This is a genomic window from Streptomyces sp. NPDC024632 (assembly GCF_055559175.1).
The window spans coordinates 8,774-35,401 of the sequence record NZ_JBVHLD010000027.1; the positions used below are offsets into that span (position 1 = coordinate 8,774).

20 protein-coding genes are annotated in these 26,628 nt (G+C 72.8%); 14 read left to right on the forward strand and 6 right to left on the reverse strand.

All coding sequences use genetic code 11. The features are described 5' to 3' along the window. Positions 1-129: 129 nt before the first annotated feature. Both ACZ37P_RS36765 and ACZ37P_RS36770 read right to left on the reverse strand, forming a co-directional pair. Complete coding sequence (locus tag ACZ37P_RS36765) at positions 130-1,233, reverse strand: hypothetical protein (protein WP_467350821.1); 1,104 nt, start codon at positions 1,231-1,233, stop codon at positions 130-132. After that, positions 1,230-1,919 carry a hypothetical protein gene (locus tag ACZ37P_RS36770; protein ID WP_467350823.1) on the reverse strand — a complete coding sequence of 230 codons (690 nt, stop codon included), beginning with the start codon at positions 1,917-1,919 and terminating at the stop codon, positions 1,230-1,232. The genes ACZ37P_RS36765 and ACZ37P_RS36770 overlap by 4 nt, the downstream gene beginning before the upstream one ends. Before the next feature lie 396 nt (positions 1,920-2,315). Between ACZ37P_RS36770 and ACZ37P_RS36775 the strand changes: the two genes are divergently transcribed. Next, positions 2,316-2,906 carry a hypothetical protein gene (locus ACZ37P_RS36775; protein WP_467350824.1) on the forward strand — a complete coding sequence of 197 codons (591 nt, stop codon included), beginning with the start codon at positions 2,316-2,318 and terminating at the stop codon, positions 2,904-2,906. A 114-nt stretch (positions 2,907-3,020) separates the two neighbouring features. Here the strand turns inward: ACZ37P_RS36775 and ACZ37P_RS36780 are convergent, their stop codons facing one another. Further along, positions 3,021-6,128 (reverse strand): lysylphosphatidylglycerol synthase transmembrane domain-containing protein, encoded by a 3,108-nt coding sequence (locus tag ACZ37P_RS36780; RefSeq protein ID WP_467350826.1) that lies wholly within the window; start codon positions 6,126-6,128, stop codon positions 3,021-3,023. An 89-nt stretch (positions 6,129-6,217) separates the two neighbouring features. Between ACZ37P_RS36780 and ACZ37P_RS36785 the strand changes: the two genes are divergently transcribed. From ACZ37P_RS36785 to nudC, 4 genes are all read left to right on the forward strand, one after another. Next, on the forward strand, positions 6,218-6,589 hold the full coding sequence (locus ACZ37P_RS36785) for an MGMT family protein (protein WP_467350827.1): 372 nt from the start codon (positions 6,218-6,220) through the stop codon (positions 6,587-6,589). 275 nt (positions 6,590-6,864) lie between these two features. After that, positions 6,865-10,605 (forward strand): ATP-dependent helicase, encoded by a 3,741-nt coding sequence (locus ACZ37P_RS36790; RefSeq protein ID WP_467350829.1) that lies wholly within the window; start codon positions 6,865-6,867, stop codon positions 10,603-10,605. Between the two features lie 134 nt (positions 10,606-10,739). After that, positions 10,740-14,219 (forward strand): ATP-dependent DNA helicase, encoded by a 3,480-nt coding sequence (locus tag ACZ37P_RS36795; RefSeq protein WP_467350831.1) that lies wholly within the window; start codon positions 10,740-10,742, stop codon positions 14,217-14,219. 84 nt (positions 14,220-14,303) lie between these two features. Then, on the forward strand, positions 14,304-15,224 hold the full coding sequence (gene nudC / locus ACZ37P_RS36800) for an NAD(+) diphosphatase (RefSeq protein ID WP_391044313.1): 921 nt from the start codon (positions 14,304-14,306) through the stop codon (positions 15,222-15,224). Between the two features lie 95 nt (positions 15,225-15,319). Here nudC and ACZ37P_RS36805 read toward each other — a convergent pair whose 3' ends face one another. Then, a complete protein-coding gene (locus ACZ37P_RS36805) occupies positions 15,320-15,562 on the reverse strand; it encodes a mycoredoxin (RefSeq protein ID WP_355348671.1) in 243 nt (80 codons plus the stop codon). Positions 15,563-15,800: 238 nt separating this feature from the next. Here ACZ37P_RS36805 and ACZ37P_RS36810 point away from each other — a divergent pair, with 238 nt between their 5' ends. The 5 genes from ACZ37P_RS36810 to ACZ37P_RS36830 all read left to right on the forward strand — a co-directional run bounded on the left by ACZ37P_RS36810 (position 15,801) and on the right by ACZ37P_RS36830 (position 19,702). Beyond that, positions 15,801-18,008 carry an ATP-dependent DNA helicase UvrD2 gene (locus ACZ37P_RS36810; protein WP_467350833.1) on the forward strand — a complete coding sequence of 736 codons (2,208 nt, stop codon included), beginning with the start codon at positions 15,801-15,803 and terminating at the stop codon, positions 18,006-18,008. Between the two features lie 133 nt (positions 18,009-18,141). Continuing rightward, on the forward strand, positions 18,142-18,513 hold the full coding sequence (locus tag ACZ37P_RS36815) for a hypothetical protein (RefSeq protein ID WP_355348677.1): 372 nt from the start codon (positions 18,142-18,144) through the stop codon (positions 18,511-18,513). A 155-nt stretch (positions 18,514-18,668) separates the two neighbouring features. Then, a complete protein-coding gene (locus ACZ37P_RS36820) occupies positions 18,669-19,037 on the forward strand; it encodes a WhiB family transcriptional regulator (protein WP_391044318.1) in 369 nt (122 codons plus the stop codon). Between the two features lie 125 nt (positions 19,038-19,162). Continuing rightward, positions 19,163-19,411, forward strand: coding sequence for a hypothetical protein (locus tag ACZ37P_RS36825; RefSeq protein ID WP_188283322.1), 249 nt, complete (start codon positions 19,163-19,165; stop codon positions 19,409-19,411). 105 nt (positions 19,412-19,516) lie between these two features. Beyond that, complete coding sequence (locus tag ACZ37P_RS36830; RefSeq protein WP_223187396.1) at positions 19,517-19,702, forward strand: hypothetical protein; 186 nt, start codon at positions 19,517-19,519, stop codon at positions 19,700-19,702. A gap of 77 nt (positions 19,703-19,779) precedes the next feature. On the opposite strand, the gene ACZ37P_RS36835 is transcribed toward ACZ37P_RS36830, so the two are convergent. Both ACZ37P_RS36835 and ACZ37P_RS36840 read right to left on the reverse strand, forming a co-directional pair. After that, positions 19,780-21,129 (reverse strand): ABC1 kinase family protein, encoded by a 1,350-nt coding sequence (locus tag ACZ37P_RS36835; protein ID WP_355348681.1) that lies wholly within the window; start codon positions 21,127-21,129, stop codon positions 19,780-19,782. Between the two features lie 21 nt (positions 21,130-21,150). After that, positions 21,151-22,344, reverse strand: a complete 1,194-nt coding sequence (locus ACZ37P_RS36840) for a ThiF family adenylyltransferase (RefSeq protein ID WP_467350837.1) — start codon at positions 22,342-22,344, stop codon at positions 21,151-21,153. A 267-nt stretch (positions 22,345-22,611) separates the two neighbouring features. On the opposite strand from ACZ37P_RS36840, the gene ACZ37P_RS36845 reads away from it, so the two are divergent. From ACZ37P_RS36845 to ACZ37P_RS36860, 4 genes are all read left to right on the forward strand, one after another. Beyond that, positions 22,612-23,244 carry a M48 metallopeptidase family protein gene (locus tag ACZ37P_RS36845; RefSeq protein WP_355348687.1) on the forward strand — a complete coding sequence of 211 codons (633 nt, stop codon included), beginning with the start codon at positions 22,612-22,614 and terminating at the stop codon, positions 23,242-23,244. 101 nt (positions 23,245-23,345) lie between these two features. Next, positions 23,346-24,986 carry a TerD family protein gene (locus tag ACZ37P_RS36850; protein ID WP_467350839.1) on the forward strand — a complete coding sequence of 547 codons (1,641 nt, stop codon included), beginning with the start codon at positions 23,346-23,348 and terminating at the stop codon, positions 24,984-24,986. 6 nt (positions 24,987-24,992) lie between these two features. Further along, positions 24,993-25,676, forward strand: coding sequence for an AIM24 family protein (locus ACZ37P_RS36855; protein WP_188285752.1), 684 nt, complete (start codon positions 24,993-24,995; stop codon positions 25,674-25,676). Positions 25,677-25,693: 17 nt separating this feature from the next. Continuing rightward, positions 25,694-26,455: an AIM24 family protein gene (locus tag ACZ37P_RS36860; protein ID WP_355348694.1), complete on the forward strand. Its 762-nt coding sequence runs from the start codon at positions 25,694-25,696 to the stop codon at positions 26,453-26,455. The last annotated feature ends 173 nt before the right edge of the window (positions 26,456-26,628 follow it).

Consider the following 26,628-nt stretch of genomic DNA (forward strand, 5'->3'; position numbering starts at 1 on the left):
GTGTTGGAGAGATCACGCACACCCCTCTTTCTAAGCCTTCCCCTCCTCCAGTCGCCCCCCTCGCGACCCCCAACCCCACCCCCCCCCCCCCCCCCCCCCCCCCCCCCCGGGCCTCTCGCATGGTCCGGTTCAGCGGTTGACGGTCTGGATCTCCTGGACCGTGACCGGGTGGTCCTGGGTGATCACACCGTTCGGCAGCGGCGGGTTGTCGGCCGCGCCGTCCGAACCGCGCCAGGAGACCTTCCAGGTGGCCGTCACGTTCAGGTCGTACGCGCCGGTGCTCTGCGTGGAGCGCCGATACGTCACACCGCACGGCGGGTTGCCGGTGGCGCCCTCGGTGTACGGGGCGCCGACCTGGCCGCCCTTGCCGATGGGGCACTCGGCGGAGGACGGGTACACGGTGGCGTCCGACGTCCCCGGATCGATGTGGACGCTGGTCGGCGTGGCCGTCGTCTCGGCCCACATGGCCTGCGCGCCGGGGATGTTGAGCTCGGCCCTGACGGTGACCGGCGCGTAGTTCTCGTTCAGCGTCACCCAGGTGGGCAGATTGACGGTCTGGGTGCCCACCGGATTCGTCCGGATGTCCACGCCCGGCACCTTGGTGTGCGCGAAGGCGAGCCTGGCCAGCATCTCCGTGGTGATCACATTCGGCGTACCGGCGGGCGGGCGCTGGCCGTTGGGCACCCAGAAGGGCAACGTGCCGTTGCAGTCGAAGCGGTCGGGGCTGTCGGAGTTGGGATTCGTCACCGGCCCCCAGAAAGCGCCCTTGCCCTGCTGGTCGAGATTGAAGTTCTTGTACGCCTTCTCGCCGTTGCCGCTCCAGGTCCTGCCCTCCGAGTAGTGCTTCTTGTACTCGTCCATGGCCTGCATGGCGTAATTGGCCTGGCCCGGATACTCGTTGGTCTCCTTGACCTGCTTCTCGACCATCTTCTTGAATTCGGCGGGGCCGGCGACGGGGCCGATCCAGCACGGCGGCGGCGTCCACGTCACATTGTCGGCGGCGCCGAGCGAACGGCCTCCCGAGCCCTTCGTGCTGGTGTCCGTGGGATAGGTGACCTGGACGCCCGCGCTCAGATTGCCCTTGTCGTCACCCGAGCCGCTGGTCTTGCCGCCGGGCACGTCGGCGAAGGCCGGGGCGGCGACGGTGGCCGTGGCGGCCGTCACGAGGATCGCGGTGGCCGCGCCAAGAGCCGCACGGCGCAGGCCCGTTGCCGGGCCCGATGTGGTGGTCACTCCTTGCATTGCGTTGCCTTCGCTTTCGCATCGACGGACACGGCTTGCCACAGGTCGGCCCCCGCGGGGAACTTGGCCATGACGATCGTGAAGTACACGTAACTGCTGTCGGTGACCGCGGTGCCGAGGAGCTTGCCCGACCTGACGTCCTTGCCGTAGACCTTGCCCTGGAAGTCGCAGAAGCCGACCGTGGCGGCGGTCTTCGCCGAGGTCACCTTCACCGTGGGCCGGTAGAAGCGGTCGGTGCCGGTCTCGGTCCAGCCGCCCTTCACCGCCTGCCCGATCTGCGTACGGGCATACGCGGCGGCGCTGCCGCCCGGCTGCGCGTACTGCGCCACCAGCGGCTCGTTGACATTCCGCTTCACGATGCCGTGGGCGATGCTGCGCATGAAGTTGGCGGCGTTGCCCAGCGCGGCGGCCTCGGCGTGACCGGTCGGCGCGGGCCAGTCGAAGACCAGCTTCAGATCGCCCGGCAGCGCCAGGTTCGGATCCTGCGTCACGGGCGGCGCGGTCGGCTCGGCGGACGCCGACGCCGTGGGAGAGGCGGGCGTCGCGGTGGGGGAGGCGGTGTTCGCCGCATCCCCGTCGATCGTGTCGGAGCCGCCACCCCCACCGCCGCAGGCGGACAGCGCCAGGACGGCGGTCGCCGTCAACGCGGCGGCCGTGGCGCCGCAGTGGACTCGCATGGTCAACGCTCCCGATCGGTGCTCACCGGGCACCGACGGGCACCGGCCGAACAACACATCGAACGCCGAACACCCCTTGGCCCCGTATCCAAGTGGAATCCAACGTACCCAAGGCGGCGGCCCGTGTTGAGAGGGGAAGTGTGCTGGTTCGGTCACGTGCGGGTCACCGCCACGGCACAGCCGCCGATTCCACCCGGATGCCGCGCAACCCGGCAAGGACACAACCCCTCCTAACGGATAGTCGGCGACCTATTGGATACAAGTGGTGGGTCCCGAACAAACGCCGTAAAAGCAGCGAATGGGCTCGAACGCGTCGAACACCGCGGAGAACACGATGACTTCGCGTGGCGCGGAGCACCCGAGCCCTCGAAGAACCTTCGAAAGGCAAGGCACGTCATGCAGCAGAGCCGCACCACCGGTACCCGCACCCGTACCGTCCGCCGTATCGCCCTCACCACGGCCGCGGTGGCGCTCGCGGTCGCCGTACCCGCCGCCGCGGCGCAGGCGCAGTCCCAGCCGCGGACCGCGTCCCACACGACCGGGCAGTCCCACACGACCGGGCACGGGCACGCGGTCGCGCACAAGGCGCCCACGGCGCACAAGGCCCACAAGGGCGCCAAGGCCGAGCCGGTGATCGGCTCCGGCAGCCCGCAGTCCACGACGGGACGCGTCGCCGACTTCTACGGGTCCTACATCGACGCCGTCTGGGACACCGACAGCGGCCACCTCGGCGCCGACCTGCGGTCGCACTTCCTGACCAAGGGCCTCCAGAAGAAGCTCGCCGCGTGGGAGAAGAAGAACCACGCGGACGGCGTGCTGCGCGCCCAGGACGTACCGACGGCGTGGCGCGTGACGTACGCGGGCAGCGGCGCGGGACACGCCTTCACCAATGTGCGCCTGACGTTCGGCGGGAAGGGCCACGAGACGTACCAGACGCTCAAGGTGCGGTCGGACCTGGCGACGAAGAAGATCTCCGACATCAAGTAGCGCGCGGGGCCCGCTGATTCGGTCCTTCGGACCGGTCGGCGGGGTCGGCCGGCCGGTTCCCGGCGTCGTACGGCGCCGGGGTCCGGCCGGCCGCGGAGTACGTCAACCCGCCCGCTACAGCTCGCCCTTGCGGGTGAGGTGGTGGAAGGAGACCCAGCCGGGCAGCACCGGCAGCCAGAAGGTCAGCAGCCGGAAGAAGAGCACGGCCGGAGTGGCGACCTCCTTCGGCAGCCCGGCGGCGATCAGGCCACCGGTGAGGGCGAGTTCGACGGCCCCGACGCCACCGGGGGTGGGCGCGGCGGACCCCAGCGCGTTGCCCGCGAGGAAGACGACGGCGATGGCCGCGTAACTGAGGTGGCCGCCGAAGGCCCGTACGCAGCCGTCCAGGCAGATCACGAAGGTGACCGTCAGCATCAGCGTGCCGCCGATGCCGGTGATCAGCTTCGCGGGCCGCTGGAGCACGTCCAGCATGCGCGGCACGACCCCGGCGAACAGCGCGCGTACCCGCGTCGAGACGAACTTCCGCAGCGCGGGCACCGCCGTGACGACCAGCACCAGCACGCCCGCGGTCAGCAGCCCGGCCATGACCGTACGGGACGGCGACAGCGACGGCGTCTTCTCCGTACCGGTGATGAAGCCGAACGCCATCAGCAGCACCACGTGCGAGCCGAGACCCACGAGCTGGGAGGCGCCGACGCTCGCCACCGCCAGGCCGGGCCGTACGCCCGCCTTCTGCAAGTAGCGGGTGTTGAGCGCGACACCGCCGACCGCGGCCGGGGCGACCAGCTTCACGAACGACCCGGCGACCTGCGCGAGCACCGTCTTCACCAGCGACAGCCGCTCCGGTACGAACCCGGAGAGCGCGCACGCGGCGGCGACGTAACTGGCCGCGGAGCCGAGGACCGCGATCACCGCCCACCGCCAGTCGGCGTTGGCGATGGCGTCGCCGATCGGCACGGAACTGAGCTGGGAGAGCAGGAAATACGCGGCGAAGGCGCCCGCGATCACCGTGATCAGCGTGCGCGGCTTGATGCGTTCGAGACGGACCGGCTCGACCGGCGCCTGCGGACGGATCAGCAGCACCTGCTGGCGGATGAGGGAGAGCAGGTCGTCCTCGCGGGCCTCCTCCAGCGCGTCCTCTATGGCCCGCTTCTCCGCCTTGCTCTCGGCCTTGCGCTCGGCCTTCCGGCCCGCCTTGAGCTTGCCCGCCTTGAGGTCTCCGGCCTTGAGGTCCCCGGCTCTGAGGTCTCCGGTTCTGAGATCCCCGGCCTTGAGGTCCCCGGCTCTGAGGTCCCCTGGCGGCACCGCCGCCGTCGCGCCGCCGTGCGCCACCTCCGCGCCGTGCGCGCGCTCCGCGGCCCGTGCCTCCTTCTCCGCCGCCGACGCCGCGAGCACCGCGTCCCGCTCGCGCTGCGCGCGGGCCCGCCCGAGCACCTTCAGCCGCGCCCGGGTCTCCCGGCTCAGCGCGATCGGCTGGAGCAGCGGCAGCGAGTTGGCGACCCGGTCGGGACCGAGCACCGCGAGCCCCGAGGCCACCGCGCGCTCGGGCCCCACCCGCAGCGCCAGCGTCGTCAGCATCTGCGCGATGTCCATCCGCAGCACGATGTCCCCGGCCGCGATCTCACCGCCGCGCAGCTCGGTCAGCACGACCTTGCCGGAACGATCCACCAGCAGCGACTCACCGACCAGCCGCCGGTGCGCGATCCGCCGCGACTGGAGCGCCCGCACCTGCGTCCACGCCTCGCGCAGCAGGTCGTCGGTGATCTCGTCGTCCGCGAGCGAGTCGAACCGCCGGCCGCCGATGTGCTCGTAGACCAGCATCACCGCGTCGGGGCCCAGCTCGGAGGTGGCGATCAGCTTCGGCGCGTTGGCCCCGGCGGCGATGGCCGCGTACGCCAGCAGCGCCTCCTGCTCCAGCGCCTGCCGCAGCGACAGCAGACTGCGCCGCTGCGTGATCCCGCCGACCAGGGCGAGCCGCCGCCACAGCCGGTAGAAGAAACCGTGCGCCTGCTGCTCCCGGTCGACCACCGTGACGTCCAGCGGCGGCCCGTCCTCCAGCGTCACCAGATACGCCCGGCCGCGGTCGGAGTCCGCGGTCTCCGGGCCGTCCAGCTCGACCCGGCGCGCGGTCTGCGGCGCGAAGCCGACCCGGCGCAGGCCCGCGAGCAGGTGCTGCCCGGTCGGCCGGACGTTCGGCGAGCCGACCGCGTAGACCGTGCCGTAGGCGACCGTCCAGCCGATCAGCACGGTCACGGCGATCGAGAACGGTGTCGTGTAGCCGCCGACCAGCACCGCGAAGGCGTCCAGCAGCAGCACGAACCACAGCGCGACCCGCCAGCGCGGTCTGCGCGCCATCCCGACCGCCGTCACATAGGCGATGACGGGCGCGAGATAGCCGTGCACGGGGTCGGTGAGGCCGGTGCCGCCGGGCGCGCTGTGGGTCAGCGCCTCCTGGATCGGATTCGGCGCGGAACTGGTCACCCACAAGTCGGTGGCGAGCGCGGCGCCGTGCGCGAGGACGGCCGCCAGGACGCCGTCGGCGATCCGCAGCCCGTCCCGCTTGACCAGCCGCTCGATCGCGAAGGCGACCGGCACGATCAGTACGGCGATGCTCGCGGTCAGGCCCGCGAAGGACGACAGGGCGTCGGGCGCGTGGTCGGCGCCCTTGGAGATGTCCGTCTCCAGGCCGGTGGTCGTCGCGTGCGCGAAGCCCGCGATGGCCAGCACGACCGCGATGCCCAGCAGCCCGAACAGGAAGCGCATCAGGTCGGCGGGGCGGTGCACGCGGGCGGCGAGCAGCGGTTCGTCGACCAGGACGGTGCCGGGTCCCGGCCCTGGGGTCAGGGTGGGAGCGGGGCCGGGGGCGGTGCCGGACGCGGTGTCCGGGGTCTTCTCGGGCGTGGCGCCGGACGCCGTGCCTGGCGTGGTGCCGGACGCGGTGCCGGACGCGGTGCCGGGCGCGGTGTCGGGTGTGGCCTCGGGCGTCGTGTCGTCTGCGGCGGCCCGGTCGGCGTCCGGGCCGGTGTCCGTCGCGGGTTCGGCCACGGCGTCACGCGTGGTGTCGGGCACGGGCAGGTCGGACAGGCGCGCCCTGTGGGCCCCGTTCGCGGCCGGCGCGGCGGGGTGCGCGGGCAGCGCGTCGGGGGCGCGGTCGGCCGGTCCGGCCTGCTCCGCGCCCGGCTGCTGCTCCCCAGCCGTCTCTTCTTCTTGATCTCGTATCACCAGTCACCGCCCGGACGATGGTGGCATGAGAGGTCTGCGAATGGGACCGGAACCCCCCGTTGTCGGTGGTCTGGGGCAGGATTGTTCGGATGAGCGAGGAGTACGACCCCGGTGCCCCCACGGAGTACGCGGAGCGGGTGCTGGACACCGTAGAACTGATCCCGCCCGGCCGCGTGATGACATACGGCGATGTCGCGGAATACCTGGGCGAAGGCGGTCCGCGACAGGTCGGCCGGGTCATGGCGCTGTACGGCGGCGGCGTGACCTGGTGGCGTGTCGTGCGCTCCGACGGGACGCTGCTGCCCGGCCACGAGCTGAACGCGCTGGACGCGTACCGCGCCGAGGGCACCCCGCTGCGTGAGCGCGGCCCGGCCGCCGAGGGGCACATACCGCGCGTCGACATGCGCAGGGCCCGCTGGGACGGGGGCGCCGCCGACCTCGCGGGGGGCGGCAGCGGCTGACGGCCGGGGACTCATGTCCTCCAGCTTCCGTCATCGGCGCCGCCGCGATGGCATCGGCCGTCCGTACGGAGTACATCCCGCGCGTGGCGTAGCGTCGACAGCTCCCGTCCGGGAACGCGATCCCGGCGGCGTACGTGACCCGGTACGCGGTCCCGTACGCGTCCCCGTACGACCGCCAGAGCCCGTGACCGACCCCATGACCGACTACGTGACCGACCCCGCACCCGACTCCGTACGCGCATCTGATCCTGGCCCCGACAGAACCGGCGAACCACGTGACATCCTCCTCGGTCTCCTCCGCCTCCTCCGCCACCTCGGCAGTGCCGCACCAGGCGCACCGGGGTGCGGGCGGCGGCGGGTACCGGTTGGTGCGGACGCCGCCGGTGGCCGCGACGCCTCCTGTGCTGGACGCGGCACAGCGCGCGGTGGTTGAGCACGGGCAGGGGCCGCTGCTGGTGCTGGCGGGGCCCGGCACCGGCAAGACGACCACGCTCGTCGAGGCGGTCACGGCGCGGGTGCGGGCCGGGACGAATCCCGACCGGATTCTCGTGCTCACCTTCAGCCGCAAGGCCGCCGTCGAGCTGCGCGACCGGCTGGCGGCGCGGGCGGCGGCGGAACCCGACGGTCCGGGCGGCGCGACCGGCGGAGTGGTGGCACCGCACGCCACCACCTTCCACTCCTTCTGCTACGCCCTGGTCCGCGAGCACCAGGCGCCCGAGCTGTTCGCCGACCCGATCAGGCTGCTGTCGGGCCCCGAGCAGGACCTGCTGGTCCGCGAGCTGCTGGCCGGAGAGGCCATGCTCGAACGCGACGGGCGCGGCAAATTCCGCTGGCCGGACGACCTGCGGGCCGCGCGCACCACGCGCGGATTCGCCGACGAGGTGCGCGCGGTGGTCGCGCGCAGCCGCGAACTGGGGCTCGGCCCGCGCGCCCTCGCGGACTTCGCCCGCCGCATCGGGCGGCCCGACTGGACCGCGGCGGCGGCCTTCCTGGATGAATACCTGGAGGTCAGCGATCTCCAGGGGGTCATCGACTACACCGAACTCGTCCACCGGGCCGCGCTGCTCGCCGAACGCCCCGAGACGCACCGGGAGCTGGCCGGGCGGTACGACGCCGTCTTCGTCGACGAGTACCAGGACACCGACCCGGCGCAGGTACGGCTCCTCCAGGCGCTGGCGGGGCAGGGCCGCACGCTGGTCGCCTTCGGCGACCCCGACCAGTCGATCTACGCCTTCCGCGGCGCCGACATCAACGGCATCCTCGACTTCCCCACCGACTTCCCGCCCCGCGACGCCAAGGCCGCCGCCGTCCGCGTCCTCACCGTCTCCCGTCGCGCCGGGGCCGAACTCCTGGACGCCACCCGGCGGCTCACCACCCGCATGCCGCTGCCCAAGCTGCCCGCCGCGGCCGTACGGCAGCACCGCGCGCTGCACGCCGTACGGTCCGACGGCGCGGTCGCCGTCCGCACGTATCCGACCTCCGGCGCGGAACTCGACGGCATCGCCGACACCCTGCGCCGCGCGCACCTCGAAGACGGCATCCCCTGGCACGACATGGCCGTCCTCCTGCGCTCCGCCTCGCCCCTCCCGGCCCTGCGCCGCGCCCTCACCACCTCCGGCGTCCCCGTCCACCTCGACGCCCCCGACATCCCCCTCCACGCCGAGCCCGCCGTCGCCCCCCTCCTCCTCGCCCTCCGCCTAGCAGCCGAGTCGGCTGCCCCTGAGCCCCCCACCCTCCCCGGCGCCCCGGGAACACCCGGCGGGGGCGTGGACTCCGTTCGGCCTGGCGGCTTGGGAGCGTCCGGCGAGAACGCAGACGCCGCTCTGCCGGGTGGGCTGGGAGCGTCCGGCGAGGACGCAGACGCCGCTCTGCCCGGTGGGCCCGGAACGCCCGGCGGAGGCGTGGACTCCGCTCGGCCGGACGGCCTGGGAGCGCCCGGCGAGGACGCGGACGCCGCTCTGCCCGGTGGGCCGGGAGGGCCCGGCGCGTACTCGGCGTCGGCGGCCGGCCCCGCCGAGCCCGGCCGATCGTCGGCCCCCCTTTCCGCGCCAGCGCCGTTCGGCGGCCCGCAGGGGCGGGGTGAGGTCGCTGCTTCGTCGGCGGCACCCGACGGGTCTTCGCGGGGCGACGGGCGGGTGGTGGGGCGGGTGGTTGTTGGGGTGGAGGACGCCGTCGCGCTGCTGACGTCGCCGTTGGGGGGGATGGACGCCGCGGATCTGCGGCGGTTGGGGCGGGCGTTGCGGGAGGAGGAGCGGGCCGCGGGCCACGCGGTGCCGCGGGGGTCGGACGAGCTGATCGCGGAGGCGGTGGGGGAGCCGGAGCGGCTGGTGGCGCACGACCCGGCGTATGCGCGGGGGGCGCTGCGGGTGGGCGGGCTGCTGAGGGCCGCGCGGGACACGCTGGCAGGCGGTGGCACGGCGGAAGAGGCGCTGTGGGGCCTGTGGGACGGCTCGCCCTGGCCGGGGAGGCTGGAGCGGGCGGCGTTGCGGGGCGGGGCGGGCGGACGCCACGCCGACCGTGACCTGGACGCGGTGTGCGCGCTGTTCGAGACGGCGGCGCGGGCCGAGGAGCGCACCGGCGGCCGGGGCGCGCTGAACCTCATCGAGGAGCTGTCGGCGCACGACATCGTCGCCGACACGCTCGGCGGCCCGGCCGTACGCCCCGACGCCGTACGCCTGATGACCGCGCACCGGTCGAAGGGCCTGGAGTGGCGGCTCGTCGTGGTGGCCGGGGTGCAGGACGGCGTCTGGCCCGACCTGCGGCGGCGCGGCTCGCTGCTGGAGGCGGACCGGATCGGCACCGACGGCCTCGCGCCGCCGCTCAGCCAGGGCGCGCTCCTCGCGGAGGAACGGCGGCTGTTCTACGTGGCGGCCACCCGCGCCCGCGAGCGCCTGCTGGTCACGGCCGTGAAGTCGGCCAACGACGACGGCGACCAGCCCTCCCGCTTCCTGGCCGAGCTGGGCGTGCCCCCGCAGGACGTCACCCACCGATCGCGCCGCCCGCTGGCCGTCGCGGCGCTCGTCGCCGAACTGCGCGCCACCACCGTCGACCTCGCCGCGTCCCCGGCCCTGCGCGACGCCGCCGCGCGCCGGCTGGCCAAGCTCGCGGCGCTCAACGACGACGGGTACGCGCTCGTGCCCGCCGCGCACCCCGACCGCTGGTGGGGCCTGTACGAGCCGACCCGCTCGACGGTCCCGCTGCGCGACCGCGACCAGCCCGTCGTCCTGTCCGGCAGCGCGCTCGACCAGCTCGCCAACACCTGCGCGCTCCAGTGGTTCCTCGGCCGCGAGGTCAAGGCGGAACCGCCGTCCACCGCCGCCCAGGGCTTCGGCAACGTCGTCCACGTCCTGGCCGACGAGGTCGCCTCGGGACGCGCCCCCGCCGACCTCGACGTCCTGATGGAACGGCTGGACTCGGTCTGGGACGCCCTCGCCTTCGACGCGCCGTGGAAGTCCCGGCAGGAGAAGGAGAACGCCCGCGCGGCCCTGGAGCGCTTCCTGCGCTGGCACGTCATGGAGCGCGGCCGTACCCCCGTCGCCACCGAGCACGGCTTCGACGTCACCTTGGAGGCGGGCGACGCCCGGGTACGGATCCGCGGCAGCATGGACCGCGTCGAGACCGACGCCGAGGGCAACGCGTACGTGGTCGACTTCAAGACCGGCCGCTCCAAGCCCACCGCGGCCGAGGTCACCCACCACCCGCAGCTCGCCGTCTACCAGCTCGCCGTGCGCGAAGGCGCCGTCGACCCGCTCTTCAACGACACCCGCCCGCCGTCCGGCGGCGCCGAACTCGTCCAGCTCAGGCTCGGCGCGACGCGCAAGGAGGGCGGCGAGACCGTACCGGCCGTGCAGCGCCAGGAACCGCTGGCGGGGGAGTGGGCGCAGGAGCTGCTGGCCGAGGCCGCGGGCCGCGTCCTGGACGAGCGCTTCACCCCGTCCACCGGCCAGCACTGCGCCAACTGCGCCTTCCGGGCGGCCTGTACGGCGCGACCGGAGGGACGCCAGGTGGTGGAGTGAACGACGGCCGCGCCCCGGTGTGAGCGACGGCCGCCGTACGGGCCGCCCAGCGTGCGGACGGCGGTGTCGTACGGATCGCGGAATGAGGGGTTCCGCCGCCACGGCTGTCGGCGGAGCCGGATAGCCTCACCCGAGTGGCAACCCCCCTCACCGACCCCGAGCAGCTCAAGGAGCTGCTGGGCATCCCGTTCACCCCGGAGCAGATGGCGTGCGTCACCGCACCCCTCGCGCCGGGCGTGATCGTGGCCGGGGCCGGGTCCGGGAAGACGACGGTGATGGCCGCGCGGGTGGTGTGGCTGACCGGCACCGGACAGGTGGCGCCCGAGCAGGTGCTGGGCCTGACCTTCACCAACAAGGCGGCGGGCGAGCTGTCCGAGCGGGTCCGCAGAGCCCTCGCGCGGGCCGGGATCACCGACCCCGACCCGGACCCGGCGGCGGAGGGCGACCCCGAACACCCGCCGGGCGACCCGCAGATCGCCACGTACCACTCCTTCGCCGGGCAGCTCCTGAAGGACCACGGGATGCGGATCGGCCTGGAGCCCGGCGCGCGGCTGCTCGCCGACGCCACCCGCTACCAGCTCGCCGCGAAGGTGCTGCGCCGCGCGCCGGGACCGTATCCGGCGCTCACCAAGGGCCTGCCCGCACTCGTCGGCGACCTGCTGGCGCTGGAAGGCGAACTGGCCGAGCACCTGGTGCCGGTCGAGCGGCTGACGGCGTACGACACGCGCCTGGCCGAGGAACTGGCCGACATCGACCCGGCCACGCGCGGCTACGCCTGGGCGCGCGAGGTGAAACAGGCGGTACGCGCCCGGCTCGACCTCGCCGGGCTCGCCGCCGACTACCGGGCCGAGAAGCGCTCCCGCGACCTGCTGGACTTCGGCGACCAGATCGCGCTGTCCGCGACGCTCGCGCAGGACAGGGCCGAGGTCGGCGCGATCCTGCGCGACCAGTACCGGGTGGTGCTGCTCGACGAGTACCAGGACACCTCCGTCGCCCAGCGGCTGCTGCTCGCCGGGCTGTTCGGCGGCAGCACCGGACACGCCGTCACCGCCGTCGGCGACCCCTGCCAGGCCATCTACGGCTGGCGCGGCGCCTCCGTGGCCAACCTCGACGACTTCCCCCGGCACTTCGCCCACGCCGACGGCCGCCCCGCCGACCGCTACTCGCTCAGCGAGAACCGCCGCTCCGGCGGGCGCCTGCTCGACCTCGCCAACACCCTCGCCGTCGAACTGCGCGCCCGCCACGAAGGCGTCGAGGCCCTGCGGCCCGCCCCCGGCGCCGAACGCGACGGGCTGGTGCGCTGCGCCCTGCTGCCCACCCAGGACGACGAGACGGCCTGGCTCGCCGACTCCATCGCCCACCTGGTGCGCACCGGCACCCCCGCGGGCGAGATCGCCGTCCTGTGCCGTACGGCCGCGCACTTCGCCGACTTCCACGCCGCGCTCGTCGCCCGCGACATCCCCGTCGAGGTCGTCGGCCTGTCGGGGCTCCTGCACCTGCCCGAGGTCGCCGACCTCGTCGCCGTCTGCGAAGTCCTGCACGACCCCACCGCGAACGCCGCCCTCGTCCGCCTCCTCACCGGCCCCCGCTGGCGGATCGGCCCCCGCGACCTGGCCCTCCTCGGCCGTCGCGCCCGGCAGCTCGTGCGGTACGGGGCCGCGGGGGACGGGCGCGATCCGCTGGCGGCGGCCGTCGAGGGCGTCGACCCGGCGGAGGTGATCTCGCTGGCGGACGCGCTGGAGACATTCCTCGCATCGGCGTCCCCGGGGTCCGACGGGAGCGACGGCCCGGACGACGACCTGCCGTTCTCGCCCGAGGCACGGGTCCGCTTCGCCCGGATCGCCGCGGAGATAAGGGATCTGCGGCGCGCGCTCGCCGACCCGCTGATGGACGTGCTCCACCGGGTCCTGGCCGTCACCGGCCTCGAAGTCGAGCTGTCCGCGTCCCCGCACGCGCTCGCCGCCCGCCGCCGCGAGACCCTGCACGCCTTCCTCGACATCGCCGCGGGCTTCGCCGCCCTCGACGGCGAGGCCACGCTGCTGGCCTTCCTCGGCTTCCTGCACACCGCCATCCAGTACGAGAAGGGCCTCGACAGCTCGCTGCCCGGCGGCGAGAACACCGTCAAGGTGCTCACCGCCCACAAGTCCAAGGGCCTGGAGTGGGACGTCGTGGCCGTGCCGGGCCTGGTCGCCAAGGGCTTCCCGAGCGAACGCGGACGCGAGCTGTGGCCCGCCAACGCGAAAGTGCTGCCGCACGGGCTGCGCGGCGACGCGGCCACCCTCCCGGACGTGGCCGAATGGAGCCGCGCCGGGCTCGACGGCTTCCGCGCGGCCATGAAGGAACACCAGCGCGTGGAGGAGCTGCGCCTCGGCTACGTCACCTTCACCCGCCCGCGCTCCCTGCTGCTGGGCTCCGGCCACCGCTGGGGCCCCACCCAGAAGAAGCCGTTCGAGCCGTCCGCCTTCCTCGACGCCCTGCGCACCCACTGCGAGGCGGGCCACGGCGAGATCGAGCACTGGGCGGAGCCCCCGGCCGAGGACGAGCAGAATCCGGCCCTCGCCGCCCCCGTCGAGCCCCCCTGGCCGCTGCCCCTCGACCCGACCGCCCTGGAACGGCGGCGCCGGGCGGCGAAGACCGTCCTCACCTACCTGGAGTCCGGCGCGGGCCCCGAACCCGGCGCGGATTCCCCGGCGCCGCTGCCGTACGAGCCGTCGTACGAGCCGGACGATCAGCCGGACGACGAGCCGCCGTACGACGACGTGGGTGACATGGACGACGTCGCGGACTGGGACGCGCTCCCCACGCAGCGCCCGCCGGTACGGGAGCCGGACGGCGTACGCGAGGACGTACCGGCGCGCGGCCCCGTGGCGCAGGACGCACCCGTACGTGAACCCGCACGGGACGCTGAACCCGGTCTCGTAGCGGAAGAGGCGCGGCTGGTGGCGTCCTGGGACCGGGACCTCGACGCGCTCGCCGACGAGCTGCGGCGGGCGCGGGCGGGCGTACGGGACGTGCCGCTGCCCGCCGCGCTCACCGCGACGCAGCTGCTGCGGCTGGCCGCCGACCCCGACGGTCTCGCCCGCGACCTGGCCCGGCCCATGCCGCGCCCCCCGGCGCCCGCCGCCCGGCGCGGCACCCGCTTCCACGCGTGGGTCGAGTCGCGGTTCGACGCCCGCCCGCTCTTCGGGCCCGAAGACCTCCCCGGCATCGAGGGCGACGACGACATCGCCGACGAACGCGACCTCGCCGCGCTCAAGGACGCCTTCCTGCGCGGCCCGTACGCCGACCGCACCCCGTACCGGGTCGAATTCCCCTTCCACCTGGTCCTGGCGGGCCGCGTGATCCGCGGCCGGATGGACGCGGTGTACCGGGACGGCGACCGCTACGAGATCCTCGACTGGAAGACCGGCCGCGCCACCGACGCCGACCCCCTCCAGCTCGCCGTCTACCGCCTGGCCTGGTCGGAGCACCAGGGCGTCCCGCTCGACCGCGTCACCGCCGCCTTCCTCCACATCCGCACGGCGACGGTCATCCGGCCGCCGGACCTGCCGGACCGTGAGGGTCTTGAGCGGCTGCTGGGCCCGACCGCGGGAAAGCGGGGCCCGACCGCGTAAATCGGGACCACCCCCGCCAAGCTAGGCTGCACGTATGTGCACGACCACCGGGAGTTGAAAGCAGCCTTGACCGGATTCGACGCTATGTCGCAACCGCTCGCCCTCACCCACGAGGGCGTCGACCGAGCCGCGCACCACCGCCTGGACGAGGCGTGGCTGGCCGCTGCCTGGAGCCACCCGACAACCCGCGTCTTCGTCGTCTCCGGCGGCCAGGTGCTGGTCGAGGACGGGCCCGACGGGCGTACGGCCCTGGTGATGACCCCCGCCTTCGACGCCCCGGAAACCGAGACGCACCGCTACTTCCTGGGCACGGCCCCGGACGGCGTGCGCTACTTCGCGCTCCAGAAGGACACCCTTCCCGGCCGGATGGACGAGGAGGCGCGTCCCGCGGGGCTGCGCGAGGTCGGCGGGCTGCTGTCGCCGCTGGAAGCCGGACTCATGGTGCACGCGGTGGCGCTGGAGAACTGGCAGCGGATGCACCGCTTCTGCTCCCGCTGCGGCGAGCGCACCGTCATCGCCGCCGCGGGCCACATCCGCCGCTGCCCCGCCTGCGGCGCCGAGCACTACCCGCGTACCGACCCGGCCGTGATCATGCTGGTCACCGACGAGGAGGACCGCGCCCTGCTCGGCCGCCAGGTCCACTGGCCCGAAGGCCGCTTCTCGACCCTCGCGGGCTTCGTGGAGCCCGGTGAGTCCATCGAGCAGTCCGTGCGCCGCGAGGTCTTCGAGGAGGCGGGCGTCGTCGTCGGCGACGTCGAGTACGTCGCCAGCCAGCCCTGGCCTTTCCCCTCCAGCCTCATGCTGGGCTTCAACGCCCACGCCACCTCGTCGAAGATCACCGTCGACGGCGAGGAGATCCACGAGGCCCGCTGGTTCTCCCGCGAGGATCTGCGCGCCGCCTTCGAGTCCGGCGAAGTGCTGCCGCCCTTCGGCATCTCCATCGCCGCCCGGCTCATCGAGCTGTGGTACGGCAAGCCCCTGCCCCGCCCCGGCACCAACGCCTGAGCCTGCTGCGGCGCCAACGCCTGAGCCCTCAGCGGCAGCAACGCCTGAGCCCGCCGCGCCTCACGGCGACGACGGGCTCGTACGTACGGTGCGGGTCAGGCGCCGATCTTCTGCTTCACCTGCGCCAGCGACGGGTTGGTGAGGGTGGAGCCGTCGGGGAACAGCACGGTCGGCACCGTCTGGTTGCCGCCGTTCGCCTTCTCCACGAACTTCGCCGACTCCGCGTCCTCCTCGATGTTCACCTCGGTGTACGCGATGCCCTCGCGGTCCATCTGGCTCTTCAGCCGACGGCAGTAGCCACACCAGGTGGTGCTGTACATGGTCACGGTGCCCGACATCGCTTCTCGCTCCTCGTCGCCTGCGGGTGAAGGGGGTTCTGCGCCAGTAGAACACCATGGCGGGAGTGGGCATTCCGGGGGGCGGCCGGTCGGCCGCGAGGGGGTTACGGGGCGGCTTGCGAGTGCGGGTCCAGGGGCAGGTACCGGCGTGGGTTCCGGGGCGGGGTTCGCGGCGGGTTTCGCGGGCGGCTGTGGATAACTTCGCCGGGGTGTCGGTCGGACCTGGCAGAGTGGCGGGGTGACTGCGACAACCCACGAATCGCTCTTTCCCGCGCAACCCGACTCCGCGGACGCGGTGCTCGCCGGACTCGACCCCGAGCAGCGCGCCGTCGCGACGGCGCTGCACGGGCCGGTGTGCGTGCTGGCGGGGGCCGGTACGGGCAAGACCCGGGCGATCACGCACCGGATCGCGTACGGGGTGCGGGCCGGAATCCTGCAACCCGCGAGCGTGCTCGCGGTGACCTTCACCGCGCGCGCCGCGGGGGAGATGCGGGGGCGGCTGCGGCAGCTCGGCGCGGGCGGTGTGCAGGCACGGACGTTCCACTCCGCGGCACTGCGGCAGCTCCAGTACTTCTGGCCGCGGGCGATCGGCGGGGAGATCCCGCGGCTGGTGGAGCGCAAGGTGCAACTGGTGGCGGAGGCGGGAGCCCGCTGCCGGATCAGGCTGGACCGCAACGAACTGCGCGATGTCACCGGCGAGATCGAGTGGTGCAAGGTCACGCAGACGGTGCCGGAGGAGTACGCGGCCGCGGCGGCCAAGACCGGCCGTGACGTGCCGCGCGACCCGGCCGAGGTGGCGAAGATCTACACCACGTACGAACAGCTCAAGCGGGACCGCGGGGTGATCGACTTCGAGGACGTGCTGCTGCTGACCGTCGGGGTGCTCCAGGACCGGCCGGACGTGGCGGACACCGTGCGGTCGCAGTACCAGCACTTCGTGGTGGACGAGTACCAGGACGTCAGCCCGCTCCAGCAGCGGCTGCTGGAGCTGTGGCTCGGCGGCCGGGACGACCTGTGCGTGGTCGGCGACGCCTCGCAGACCATCTACTCCTTCACCGGCGCCACCCCGGACTTCCTGCTCGGCTTCCGCTCCCGGCACCCCGACGCGACCGTGGTCAAGCTGGTCCGCGACTACCGCTCCACCCCCCAGGTCGTCGGCCTCGCCAACGGCCTGCTCGGCAAGGCCCGCGGCCAGGCCGCCGCCCACCGGCTGGAACTGATCTCGCAGCGCGAGGCCGGACCCGAGCCGGTGTACTCCGAGTACGCGGACGAACCCGCGGAGGCCGAGGGCGCCGCGCGCCGGATCAAGGAGCTGATCGCCTCCGGCGTACGCCCCAGCGAGATCGCCGTCCTCTATCGGATCAACGCCCAGTCCGAGGTCTACGAGCAGGCGCTGGCCGACGCCGGGGTGCCGTACCAGCTCCGCGGCGCGGAACGCTTCTTCGAACGGCCGGAGGTGCGCGAGGCCGGGCTGCTGCTGCGCGGCGCCGCCCGCGCGTCCACCGACCCGGAAGAGGCCGACAACACCGTGCCGCAGCAGGTGCGCGCGGTGCTCAGCTCCCGCGGCTGGTCCTCAGAGCCGCCGGCCGGCTCCGGGGCGGTACGGGACCGCTGGGAGTCGCTGGCCGCGCTGGTGCGGCTGTCGGAGGACTTCGCGGCGGCCCGGCGGGACGCCACCCTCTCGGACTTCGTCGCGGAGCTGGACGAGCGGGCCAACGCGCAGCACGCCCCGACCGTCGAGGGCGTCACGCTCGGCTCGCTGCACGCCGCCAAGGGCCTGGAGTGGGACGCGGTCTTCCTGGTCGGCCTCACCGAGGGCACGCTGCCGATCACCTACGCCAAGACCGACGAGCAGGTCGAGGAGGAGCGGCGGCTGCTGTACGTCGGGGTGACCAGGGCCCGGCTGCACCTGTCGCTGTCCTGGGCGCTGTCCCGCTCACCCGGCGGGCGCGGCGGGCGCAGGCCCTCGCGCTTCCTGGACGGGCTGCGCCCCGGCTCCGCGCCGCGCGGCGCACGCGGCGCGGGCGCGGGCGGCAGCGGCGGCGCGGAGCGCGGCTCCGGCGGTCGCAAGCGGCGCGGCCCGGTGCTGTGCCGGGTCTGCGGCCGGACGCTGTCCGAGGCGGGCGAGATCAAACTGATGCGCTGCGAGGACTGCCCCTCGGATCTCGACGAGGCGCTGTACGAACGGCTGCGCGAGTGGCGGATGGAACAGGCCAAGGCGCTCGGCCAGCCCGCGTACTGCGTCTTCACCGATAAGACGCTGCTGGCCATCGCCGAGGTCAGGCCGGGCGGCGAGGCGGAGTTGTCGCAGATCGCGGGGGTCGGCGCGCGGAAACTCGACAAGTTCGGCGCAGACGTTCTGGCGCTGTGCGCGGGGGAGGAACCGGGCGGAAACGAGGCCGCCGAAGGATCTTCCGAAGAAACTGAAGAAGAGGCGGAAAAATAGTTTGCGCATCCCGAGGAAGTCCCCATAGCCTTCGGGAGCACGGTCGAGAGCGGCTCTTCCAAGAGCGGGTCTGATCGTGATGTACTAGCAGTCCGTTCCATCCGCACTACGACGCCGAGAGGAGGCGAGCCCAATGATCAGCATCATGACCACCGTGAAAATGACCGATCGTTCGGTCGTCGCCACCTGCCCGCTCGGCGTTTCGCCGCGTGCCACCCGTCTGTCTTCCGCCCTGCTCCCGGTTCTGCCGATCCGTGAGCGGAACGAGCGACCGATGCAGGCGCCCGCGGCAGCGGTAGCGGCGAAGGTTCTGGCGCATGCCTCTGCCTTCGCGGCGGCGGCCAACGGCGCCGGCGCTGGTACCGCCAAGGCTGCGATTGAGGCCAAGGGCGCTATCGACGGCTTCGCCAGCGGCGGCTTCGCCAATGGCAATGGACAGCAGAAGACGCAGCAGTACGGCAAGTGGGCCTTCCGCGGGCTCGAACCCTGGAGTGATCCAGCCTGATAACGCATCAGGTCGGCGCCTCAGGGCCGCGGAATCCCAGACCGGGATCCGCGGCCCTTCTGTTTTCTCTCCAGACAGAAAGCCTGTTCCGCAGGACAGGCAGAAACAGAAAACCGGCCCACCGGCCGGACCGACAGACGAGGAACGAACCAACCGTGCCTACCGCCCAGCACGCCCCGTCCGGACCCCAGCCCGACCTGAACCGCTCGCCCGCAGAAGCACACCACGACCCGGAGACTCCCTTGCTGCCCCTCACCGAGCTCGACGACGAGATCGAGCGACTCGGCGTGCCCGTCCCGTGCCGCACCTACGACCCGGAGGTCTTCTTCGCCGAGTCGCCGGCGGACGTCGAGTACGCGAAGTCCCTGTGCCAGACCTGTCCCGTCCGTGAGGCCTGCCTCGCCGGGGCCAAGGACCGCCGCGAGCCCTGGGGTGTCTGGGGCGGCGAGCTGTTCATCCAGGGTGTAGTCGTGCCCCGCAAGCGGCCCCGTGGCCGTCCGCGCAAGGACGCGGTCGCGGTATGACCGCCAGGAGGACCCGGCCGACCCGGAACGTCAGGAAGGCCCGCACCACCCGAAGCGCCACCACGGCGCATCTGCCCGGAACGATTGACCGCCCACTCACGCTCGACCCGAAGAATCAGGCCCCGATGAACCCCACACTCACCGAGATCCCCGCAGCCCGTACTTCCGACGCCCCCGCGTCGTACCAGAACAGGAACCTCGAAATGCAACTCATGCCAGAAGCACTGGCGCGTGCCCATATGCAACAGCGCCTGTACGAGGCCGAACACGAACGAAGGTCCGTGCGGCTGCTCGCCGCCCGCCGACTCCAGCGCCGTGCCGAACGCGCCTCGCTCCGTGCCCGCCGGGCACTGGCGATGGCCGTCATGCAGTAACCAGTCAGGCAGTTACCAACTTTTGACGCGGGGCCGGTCCGAAAGGACCGGCCCCGCGGTGCGTTACGGCGACAAACGCGGCGCATGCGGAGGTATCGTCAACCAGTGGATCAGAAGAACTCTCAGACCACGACCACGACCACGTGCGCCCGCTGCGGCGAGACCCACGATGGCCTGCCGCTGACGTGGACCTGCTCCGTCGAGAACGGACACCGCGTGTACTTCTGCGTCACGTGCGCGCGCCAGCACCTCCGCAGCATCGAGAGCCGCCTCGACTCCGCGTGGTGGTAGCGCGGCTCCCAGCCGCCCGGCCGCCCCAGCACCCAGCCTTCAGCGCCAGCCGTCCGCCGCCCGGCGTCCGTGCCCGCTCAGGCCGACTCCGCCGTGCCCTCGGGGTCGAAGCCGGGGAGCCACGCGTTGAGCTCGTCGCGGAGCCGGACCGTCGCGCCGAGCTGGCACAGCACCCCGACGGTGCTGAGGGTGACGCGGTGGATCAGCAGATAGGAGGGCGGCAGATTGAGCTGCTTGCCGAGCTGGTGCGCGGGTGAGCGCGGGTCGGCGATCCGGGCCGCCTGAGCGCGCATCCACGCCCGGTCGAAGGTGAACTCCTCGCGCCCGGCCGGCTCGATGATCGGCCGCAGATAGTCCAGCACGGCCTCGGCGTCCAGCTTGATCGTCGGCTTCACGAAACCCTCCTGGCGGAGCATCGCGTAGACCTCGTCGGCGTCGCTCTCCAGGGCCAGCCGCAGGGCGGTGCCGATCGGCAGCGGCAGCCCCTCCGGCAGCCGGTCGACGGTGCCGAAGTCCAGCACGCCCAGCCGCCAGCCCTCGGCGGGCCCGTCGTCGACCAGCAGCCGGAAATTCCCCGGATGCGGATCGGCGTGCAGCAGCCCGGTGCGGGCGGGCCCGGCGAACAGGAAGTGCGCCAGGAGCTGCCCCGCGCGGTCCCGCATCTCCTGACTGCCCCCGGAGATCACCTCCGACATCGGCACGCCGTCCATCCACTCGGTGACCAGCACCTCGTCGGCCTGGTGCACCACATCCGGCACGTGGACGTCCGGGTCCTCGGCGAACTCCTCCGCGTGCGCGTGCTGCGCCCTGGCCTCCAGGGCGTAGTCCAGCTCCTCCTCGACCCGCTCGCGCAACTCCACCAGCAGCGGCTTCACGTCCACTCCCGGCACCAGCGGCCCGAACAGCCGTGCCACCCGGCCCAGTTGCGTCAAGTCGGACAGCAGCGCGTCGCCCGCCCCCGGATACTGGACCTTCACCGCCACCTTGCGCCCGTCGCTCCACACCGCCCGGTGCACCTGGCCGATCGACGCGGCGGCGGCCGGGGTGTCCTCGAACTCGCTGAACAGTGAGCGCCAGTCCTTGCCCAGCCGCTCCGCCAGCACCTTGTGCACGGTGCGGGCGGGCATCGGCGGGGCGGCCTCCTGGAGCTTGGTGAGCGCCGCCCGGTAGGGCCCGGCGATGTCCTCCGGCAGCGCCGACTCGAAGACCGACAGGGCCTGGCCGAACTTCATGGCCCCGCCCTTCAGCTCGCCGAGCACCTTGAAGAGCTGTTCCGCGGTCCGCTCCTGCAACTCGGTCGCGACCTCGTCGGCCGGTCTGCCCCCCAGCCGCTTTCCCAGTCCGAGCGTGGCCCGTCCGGCGAACCCGAGAGGGAGCGCCGCCAGCTTCGCGGTACGGGTCACAGCCTTGCGCGGAAGATCAGACATGCGCCCCTCATTTCCCGTCGGTCACATGGCCATTGTGCCCCCCGCCACCGGCGCCCCGTCCCAGCGAGCACCGGTTGTCGTCGGCTCCGCCGCTTTGCCCCCGTCTGCGTCGCCCCAGGTGTCCCGGCCGTCCCGCGCCCCGCGGGCGGTCCCGGCACCGCACCCGCAGCGGCTGTCACCGGGCAGCGCCCTGACCTTGGTGGTGAGCCGGGACAGCGACATCTCCACCCGGCCGCCTACCCCCGGCGCCACCCGTCCATCCAGGTGCGCCAGCACGTGTCCGGCCGCCAGCCCGGCCACCGAGGTGGCCAGCGCGATGTCGCAGGCGGGCACCGCGGGCTGCCGCCCCGACCTGAGCTGGGCCAGCATCCGGGGCCAGGCCGGGTCCTCGTCGGCCAGCCGCAGCCCCAGGCACTCCCCGCACGCCGTCCGCCCCGGCAGCACCAGCGGACCGACCACGCCCGTCCCCTCGACCACACCCGTGTAGAGATGCGGCACCCCGGAGGCGACCAGCCGCCGGGACTCGCCCGGATCCGGTGCCCAGGCGTCCAGCCCGTCCCTCGGCGCGATCACCACCACCGTGGCGCCGGGTCTGCCGCGCTCGCCCGGCGTCGTACGCGGACCCGGCGCCGCCCGCCGTACCGCGCCACGGGCCGCCGCGTCCCGCCGGTCCCCGATGTGGTCGGCCGGGATGCCGCAGGGGCCGGTGTCCCACGGCTCGACGCGCCCGCTGTCCAGCACGTCCACCGAGCCCACCCCGGCCGCCGACAGCACCGAGGCCACGGCGGCGCCGACCCGCCCGGCCCCGTGCACCCGCACCCGTGCCGCCCTGCGGTGCCGTATCCGGCCCGCCGCCCCGCCGGGACCCGGGTGGACCACCGAGAGCGCCGCCAGATCGGGTCTCAGCCGGTCCAGGGCCGCCGCCCGGTGCCGCACCGCCTCCGCCAGCGCGCCGTGCGCCGCCGCGTCGTCCAGCACACCGCCCTCGGCGAGCAGCCCCAGCAGCCGTCTGACCTGCGCGGGCCCGAGGCCCAGAGCACCCGCGTCACGGGTCAGCGTGTCGGCGCCGCGCGTGCCGTCGAGCAGGTCGAGAAAACCGGCCGCCGCGCCGTCGACCGGCTCCAGCACCACCGCGTGCGCCGGGTCCACCCCGAACTGCACGCTCTCCCTGTCCCGCCAACTGCGGCGCAGCGCGCTCTTGAGCATGGGACGCATGACCGTCACCCCCGTCCATCCGTTCACTCGATCCACCGGGAGAGGTCCACCAGGACGTCCGCAAGAAGGTCCACCGGGAGAGCCACTCACCGGCCAGCCCGTCCCGTCCATCCGGCCCGCCCGGCGAAATTCCCCATTCCGACTTCCCTCGTCACTCTCCGTAAGCGACAGAACTCAGCATGCCATTTCCCGGCGAAACTCCCGGAGAGTTATCCACAGGTTGTGGGGGATAGTCGTTCAATATGCGTATGAAGCGAGGTGATTCCCATGCGAACCGGCCGGGAGACGGGACTTCCCGGACACGCAGCGGGTAACGTCGAAGGCGTGTCCGCCGATCCAGCGCGTAGCCTCTCCAGCCAGCCCGCAAGCGGCCTACGGACCAATGCGGTGGAAGTGCGCCGCAGTGCCCGCAGGCGCCGAACGGTTTCGGCATATCGCGACGGCGACCGAACTGTCGTGCTGATTCCGGCCCGAATGTCGGCGGCCGAGGAGCAGCGCTGGGTGACCACGATGCTGGAGAAGCTGGCGGCGCAGGAGAGCCGCCGGATGCCCGGCGACGACGAGCTGGCCGCCCGCGCGGAACGGCTGTCCGAGCAGTATCTGCTCGGCCGGGCCGTGCCCGACACGGTCCGCTGGGTCACCAACCAGAATTCCCGCTGGGGCTCGTGCACGCCCTCCGAGGGCAGCATCCGCCTGTCGCACCGCCTCCAGGGGATGCCCGAGTACGTCATCGACTACGTGCTGCTGCACGAGCTGGCGCACCTGCTCGTGCCGGGACACGGCCCGAGCTTCTGGCGACTGCTGGAGAGCTATCCGCGCACCGAGCGCGCCCGCGGCTTCCTGGAGGGCGTCGTGGCGGCCGACCGGCTGCCGCATCCGCCCGGTTCCCGCGAGGAATAGCCGCTGTCGGCACGACCGGTTAGCCTGTCGCCACGTCGGCGCGGCAGCACAAGCGCCGCATCGCGAGCGCAGCAATGAGGGGATGGGGGACGGTCGTATCCATGGCCAGGGAATTCCAGCGTGGCCACAAGGCCAAGATCAGTGATCTGACGGCGGGGACGGATCTGTATGTCGGTGTACAGATCTCCGGCCCCGGCCTGACCTTCGACATCAGTTGTTTCGGGCTCGACGACAAGGAACAACTGTCGGACGACCGTTACTTCATCTTCTTCAACCAGCCCAAGTCGCCCGAGGAGTCGATCCAGCTCCTTGGCGCCCAGTCCGGCGACACCGAGTCCTTCCGTGTCACTCTCGACCGCATACCGGCGAACGTGCACAAGCTGGCCTTCACCGCGACGATCGACGGCAACGGGCAGATGTCGCAGGTCGCCCCCGGTTATCTGCGGCTCGTCGCGGGCGGTGAGGAAGTCGCGCGGTACGCCTTCACCGGCGCGGAATTCACCACCGAACGCGCCGTGATGGTCGCGGACATCTATCTCAAGGACGTGTGGCGTTTCGCCGCCGTCGGCCAGGGCTTCGACGGCGGGCTCGACGCGCTGCTGCGGAATTTCGGCGGCGAGGTCGCCGAGGACGAGCCCGCCGCGCCCGAGCAGGCCGCGGCCCCCGGTTTCGCGCCGCCCGGCGCCGTACCCGGCTTCGCACCCCCGCCCGGCCCCGCGGCGGCCCCCGCTCCGGCCTTCGGAGCACCCGCGCCGGCCGCCCCCGTACCGCCCCCGGCTCCCGCGCCCGCCTTCGGCGCGCCTCCCGGCCCGCCCGCCGCGCCCGCGCCGCAGGGCTTCGCGCCGCCGCCCGGCAACCCCGGCCTCCACCAGGCGCCCACCATGGTCGCGCCCCTGACCGCGCCGCCCGGCCAGACCACGCCGGGACAGCCGCCCTTCGGCCAGGTCCCGCCGCCCGGCGCGCCCCCCGCCGCCCCCGGATTCGGCGGTCAGCCGCCCTTCGGCCAGGTGCCGGGCCAGCCGGGTCCCCCCGGCCCGCCCGGCGGCGGCTACGCGGCCCCCGCCGTCCCCGCGCAGAACGCGGGCCTCGCCGCCGCCATGCAGAAGTACCGCGAGACGCCCACCGGCCAGCGCTGGACGCAGCAGAATCCGAAGATGATGCGCGCCGACCTCGGCCAGGGCGGCGGCCAGCCGGTCCTCGCCCGGCAGGGCAGCATGGTGCTCTACCAGGGCAAAGTCGATTTCGGCTACAAGGGTGCCGGTTTCACCGGCCGCATCGTCGGCAACGCCACGGGCCAGGAGATGCAGCTCATGCGCTGCACCGGGGGCGGCCAGGTCTTCTTCGCGGAGAACGCCGCCTATCTGCACCCCATCGAGCTCCAGGGCGACGCCATCTGCGTCTCGGCGGAGAATGTGCTGGCCTTCGACGAATCCCTCCAGCACGAGGTGCGCAGGATCGAGGGGCACGGCATCCCCGGCGGCGCCCTGTTCACCATGCAGTTCCAGGGCACCGGCACGGTCATCGTGAAGACGCACGGCACCCCCGTGGTGCTGCCCGTCACCCCGACCACCTACGCGGACAGCAACGCGATCGTCGCCTGGTCGGCCGCCTCGCAGGTGATCGTCTCCAGCCAGGTACGGCTGCGCAGGACCGCGTATCCCGGCCACAGCGGCGAGACCGTGAACCTCCAGTTCCGCGGCGCCCCCGGTAATTTCATCGTCGTCCAGCCCTACGAGGTGTGACCCGCCATGGACCAGCAGATGATCGCGGGCTACGCACCGGCACCGGTGGCCGCCCGGATGGAGAACCACGGCTCGTCGATGCTCAAGGTCGCCATGGTGACCGGCCAGGACCTCTTCGCGCGCACCGGCTCGATGGTCGCCTACGAGGGCTTCGTGCAGTACGAGCCCAACCCGCCCGCCGTACGGCAGATGGCCTCGGCCTGGCTGACCGGCGAGAGCGCCCCGCTGATGAAGTGCAGCGGTGACGGCCTGCTCTACCTCGCCGACTACGGCGCCGACGTGGTCTGTCTCAATCTCAACAACGAGTCGGTCTCCGTCAACGGCACGAATCTGCTCGCCTTCGACGCGCACCTCACCTGGGGTGTCGAACGGGTCAAGGGGCTGGCCAAATTCGCCGGTCAGGGCCTGTTCAACGTCGGGGTCAGCGGTCAGGGCTGGGTCGCGGTGACCTCGCGCGGCACGCCGATCGTGGTCGACTGCGGCAGCGGCGCCGACGAGACCTACGTCGACCCGGACGCGCTCGTCGCCTGGTCGTCGGGGCTGAAGATGAAGGCCAAGCGCAGCTTCAGGGCCGGGGCGCTGATCGGCCGCGGCAGCGGGGAGGCCTTCCAGATCGCCTTCTCCGGCCAGGGCTTCGTGGTCGTCCAGCCCAGCGAGGACAGCACTGACCGTCTCCGGATCCGGGGCTGAGGGGGAGCGACACCATCATGCAGAGCCCGCTTTTCGCATTCACCGAGGTCCAGAACCAGGACCACTACACCCTGCAGAATTCCTACCTCCTGCGGGTCCGCCTCGACGGCAACACCGGCCCCGACTGCCTGGCCCGCAAGGGCTCGATGGTCGCCTACCAGGGCATGATCGAATTCGACGGCGAGTACCAGTCGCAGGGCCAGCGCGGCGCCCGCCGCCACACCGGCGAGGGCCTCGACCTGATGCGCTGCTCCGGGCAGGGCACCGTCTACCTCGCCAACCTCGCCCAGCAGATCCACATCCTGGACGTCGACCACGAGGGCCTGACCGTCGACAGCGCGTACGTCCTCGCGCTCGACTCCGGGCTGCACTGGGACGTGATCGCGGTCGACAGCCAGTTCGGCCTGTCCGGCACGGGCGCGTACAACCTCAACATCTCGGGGCAGGGCAAGGTCGCCCTGATGACGTCGGGCAAGCCGCTGCTGATGCCGGTCACGCCCGACAAGTACGTGTCCTGCGACGCGGACGCCGTCGTCGCCTGGTCGACCAGCCTGCGCGTCCAGATGCAGGCCCAGACCAGCAGCTCCTCCGTCTTCCGCCGCCGCGGCAACACCGGCGAGGGCTGGGAGCTGAACTTCGTCGGCCAGGGGTACGTCCTGGTCCAGCCCAGCGAGCTGATGCCGCCGCAGAACGCGGTGATCGGCCAGGGCGTACGCGCCCAGTACGGCATGGGCCCGCAGGGCCACGGTCAGAACCAGGGCAACATCTGGTCCAACTGACCTCGCCGTACGAGAGCCGCCGACGTCGTCGTACGAAGGCCGTGAAAAGCCGCACAAAAGAGGTGGCCGTTCAGGACCCGGGTCCTGAGGGGGCACCCCTTTCCGGTGCTTGTCGGGCGTTGCGCGTTCGCGCGTGTATCCAGCCCAACCACGACCGTGCGGAGGTGTTGGTG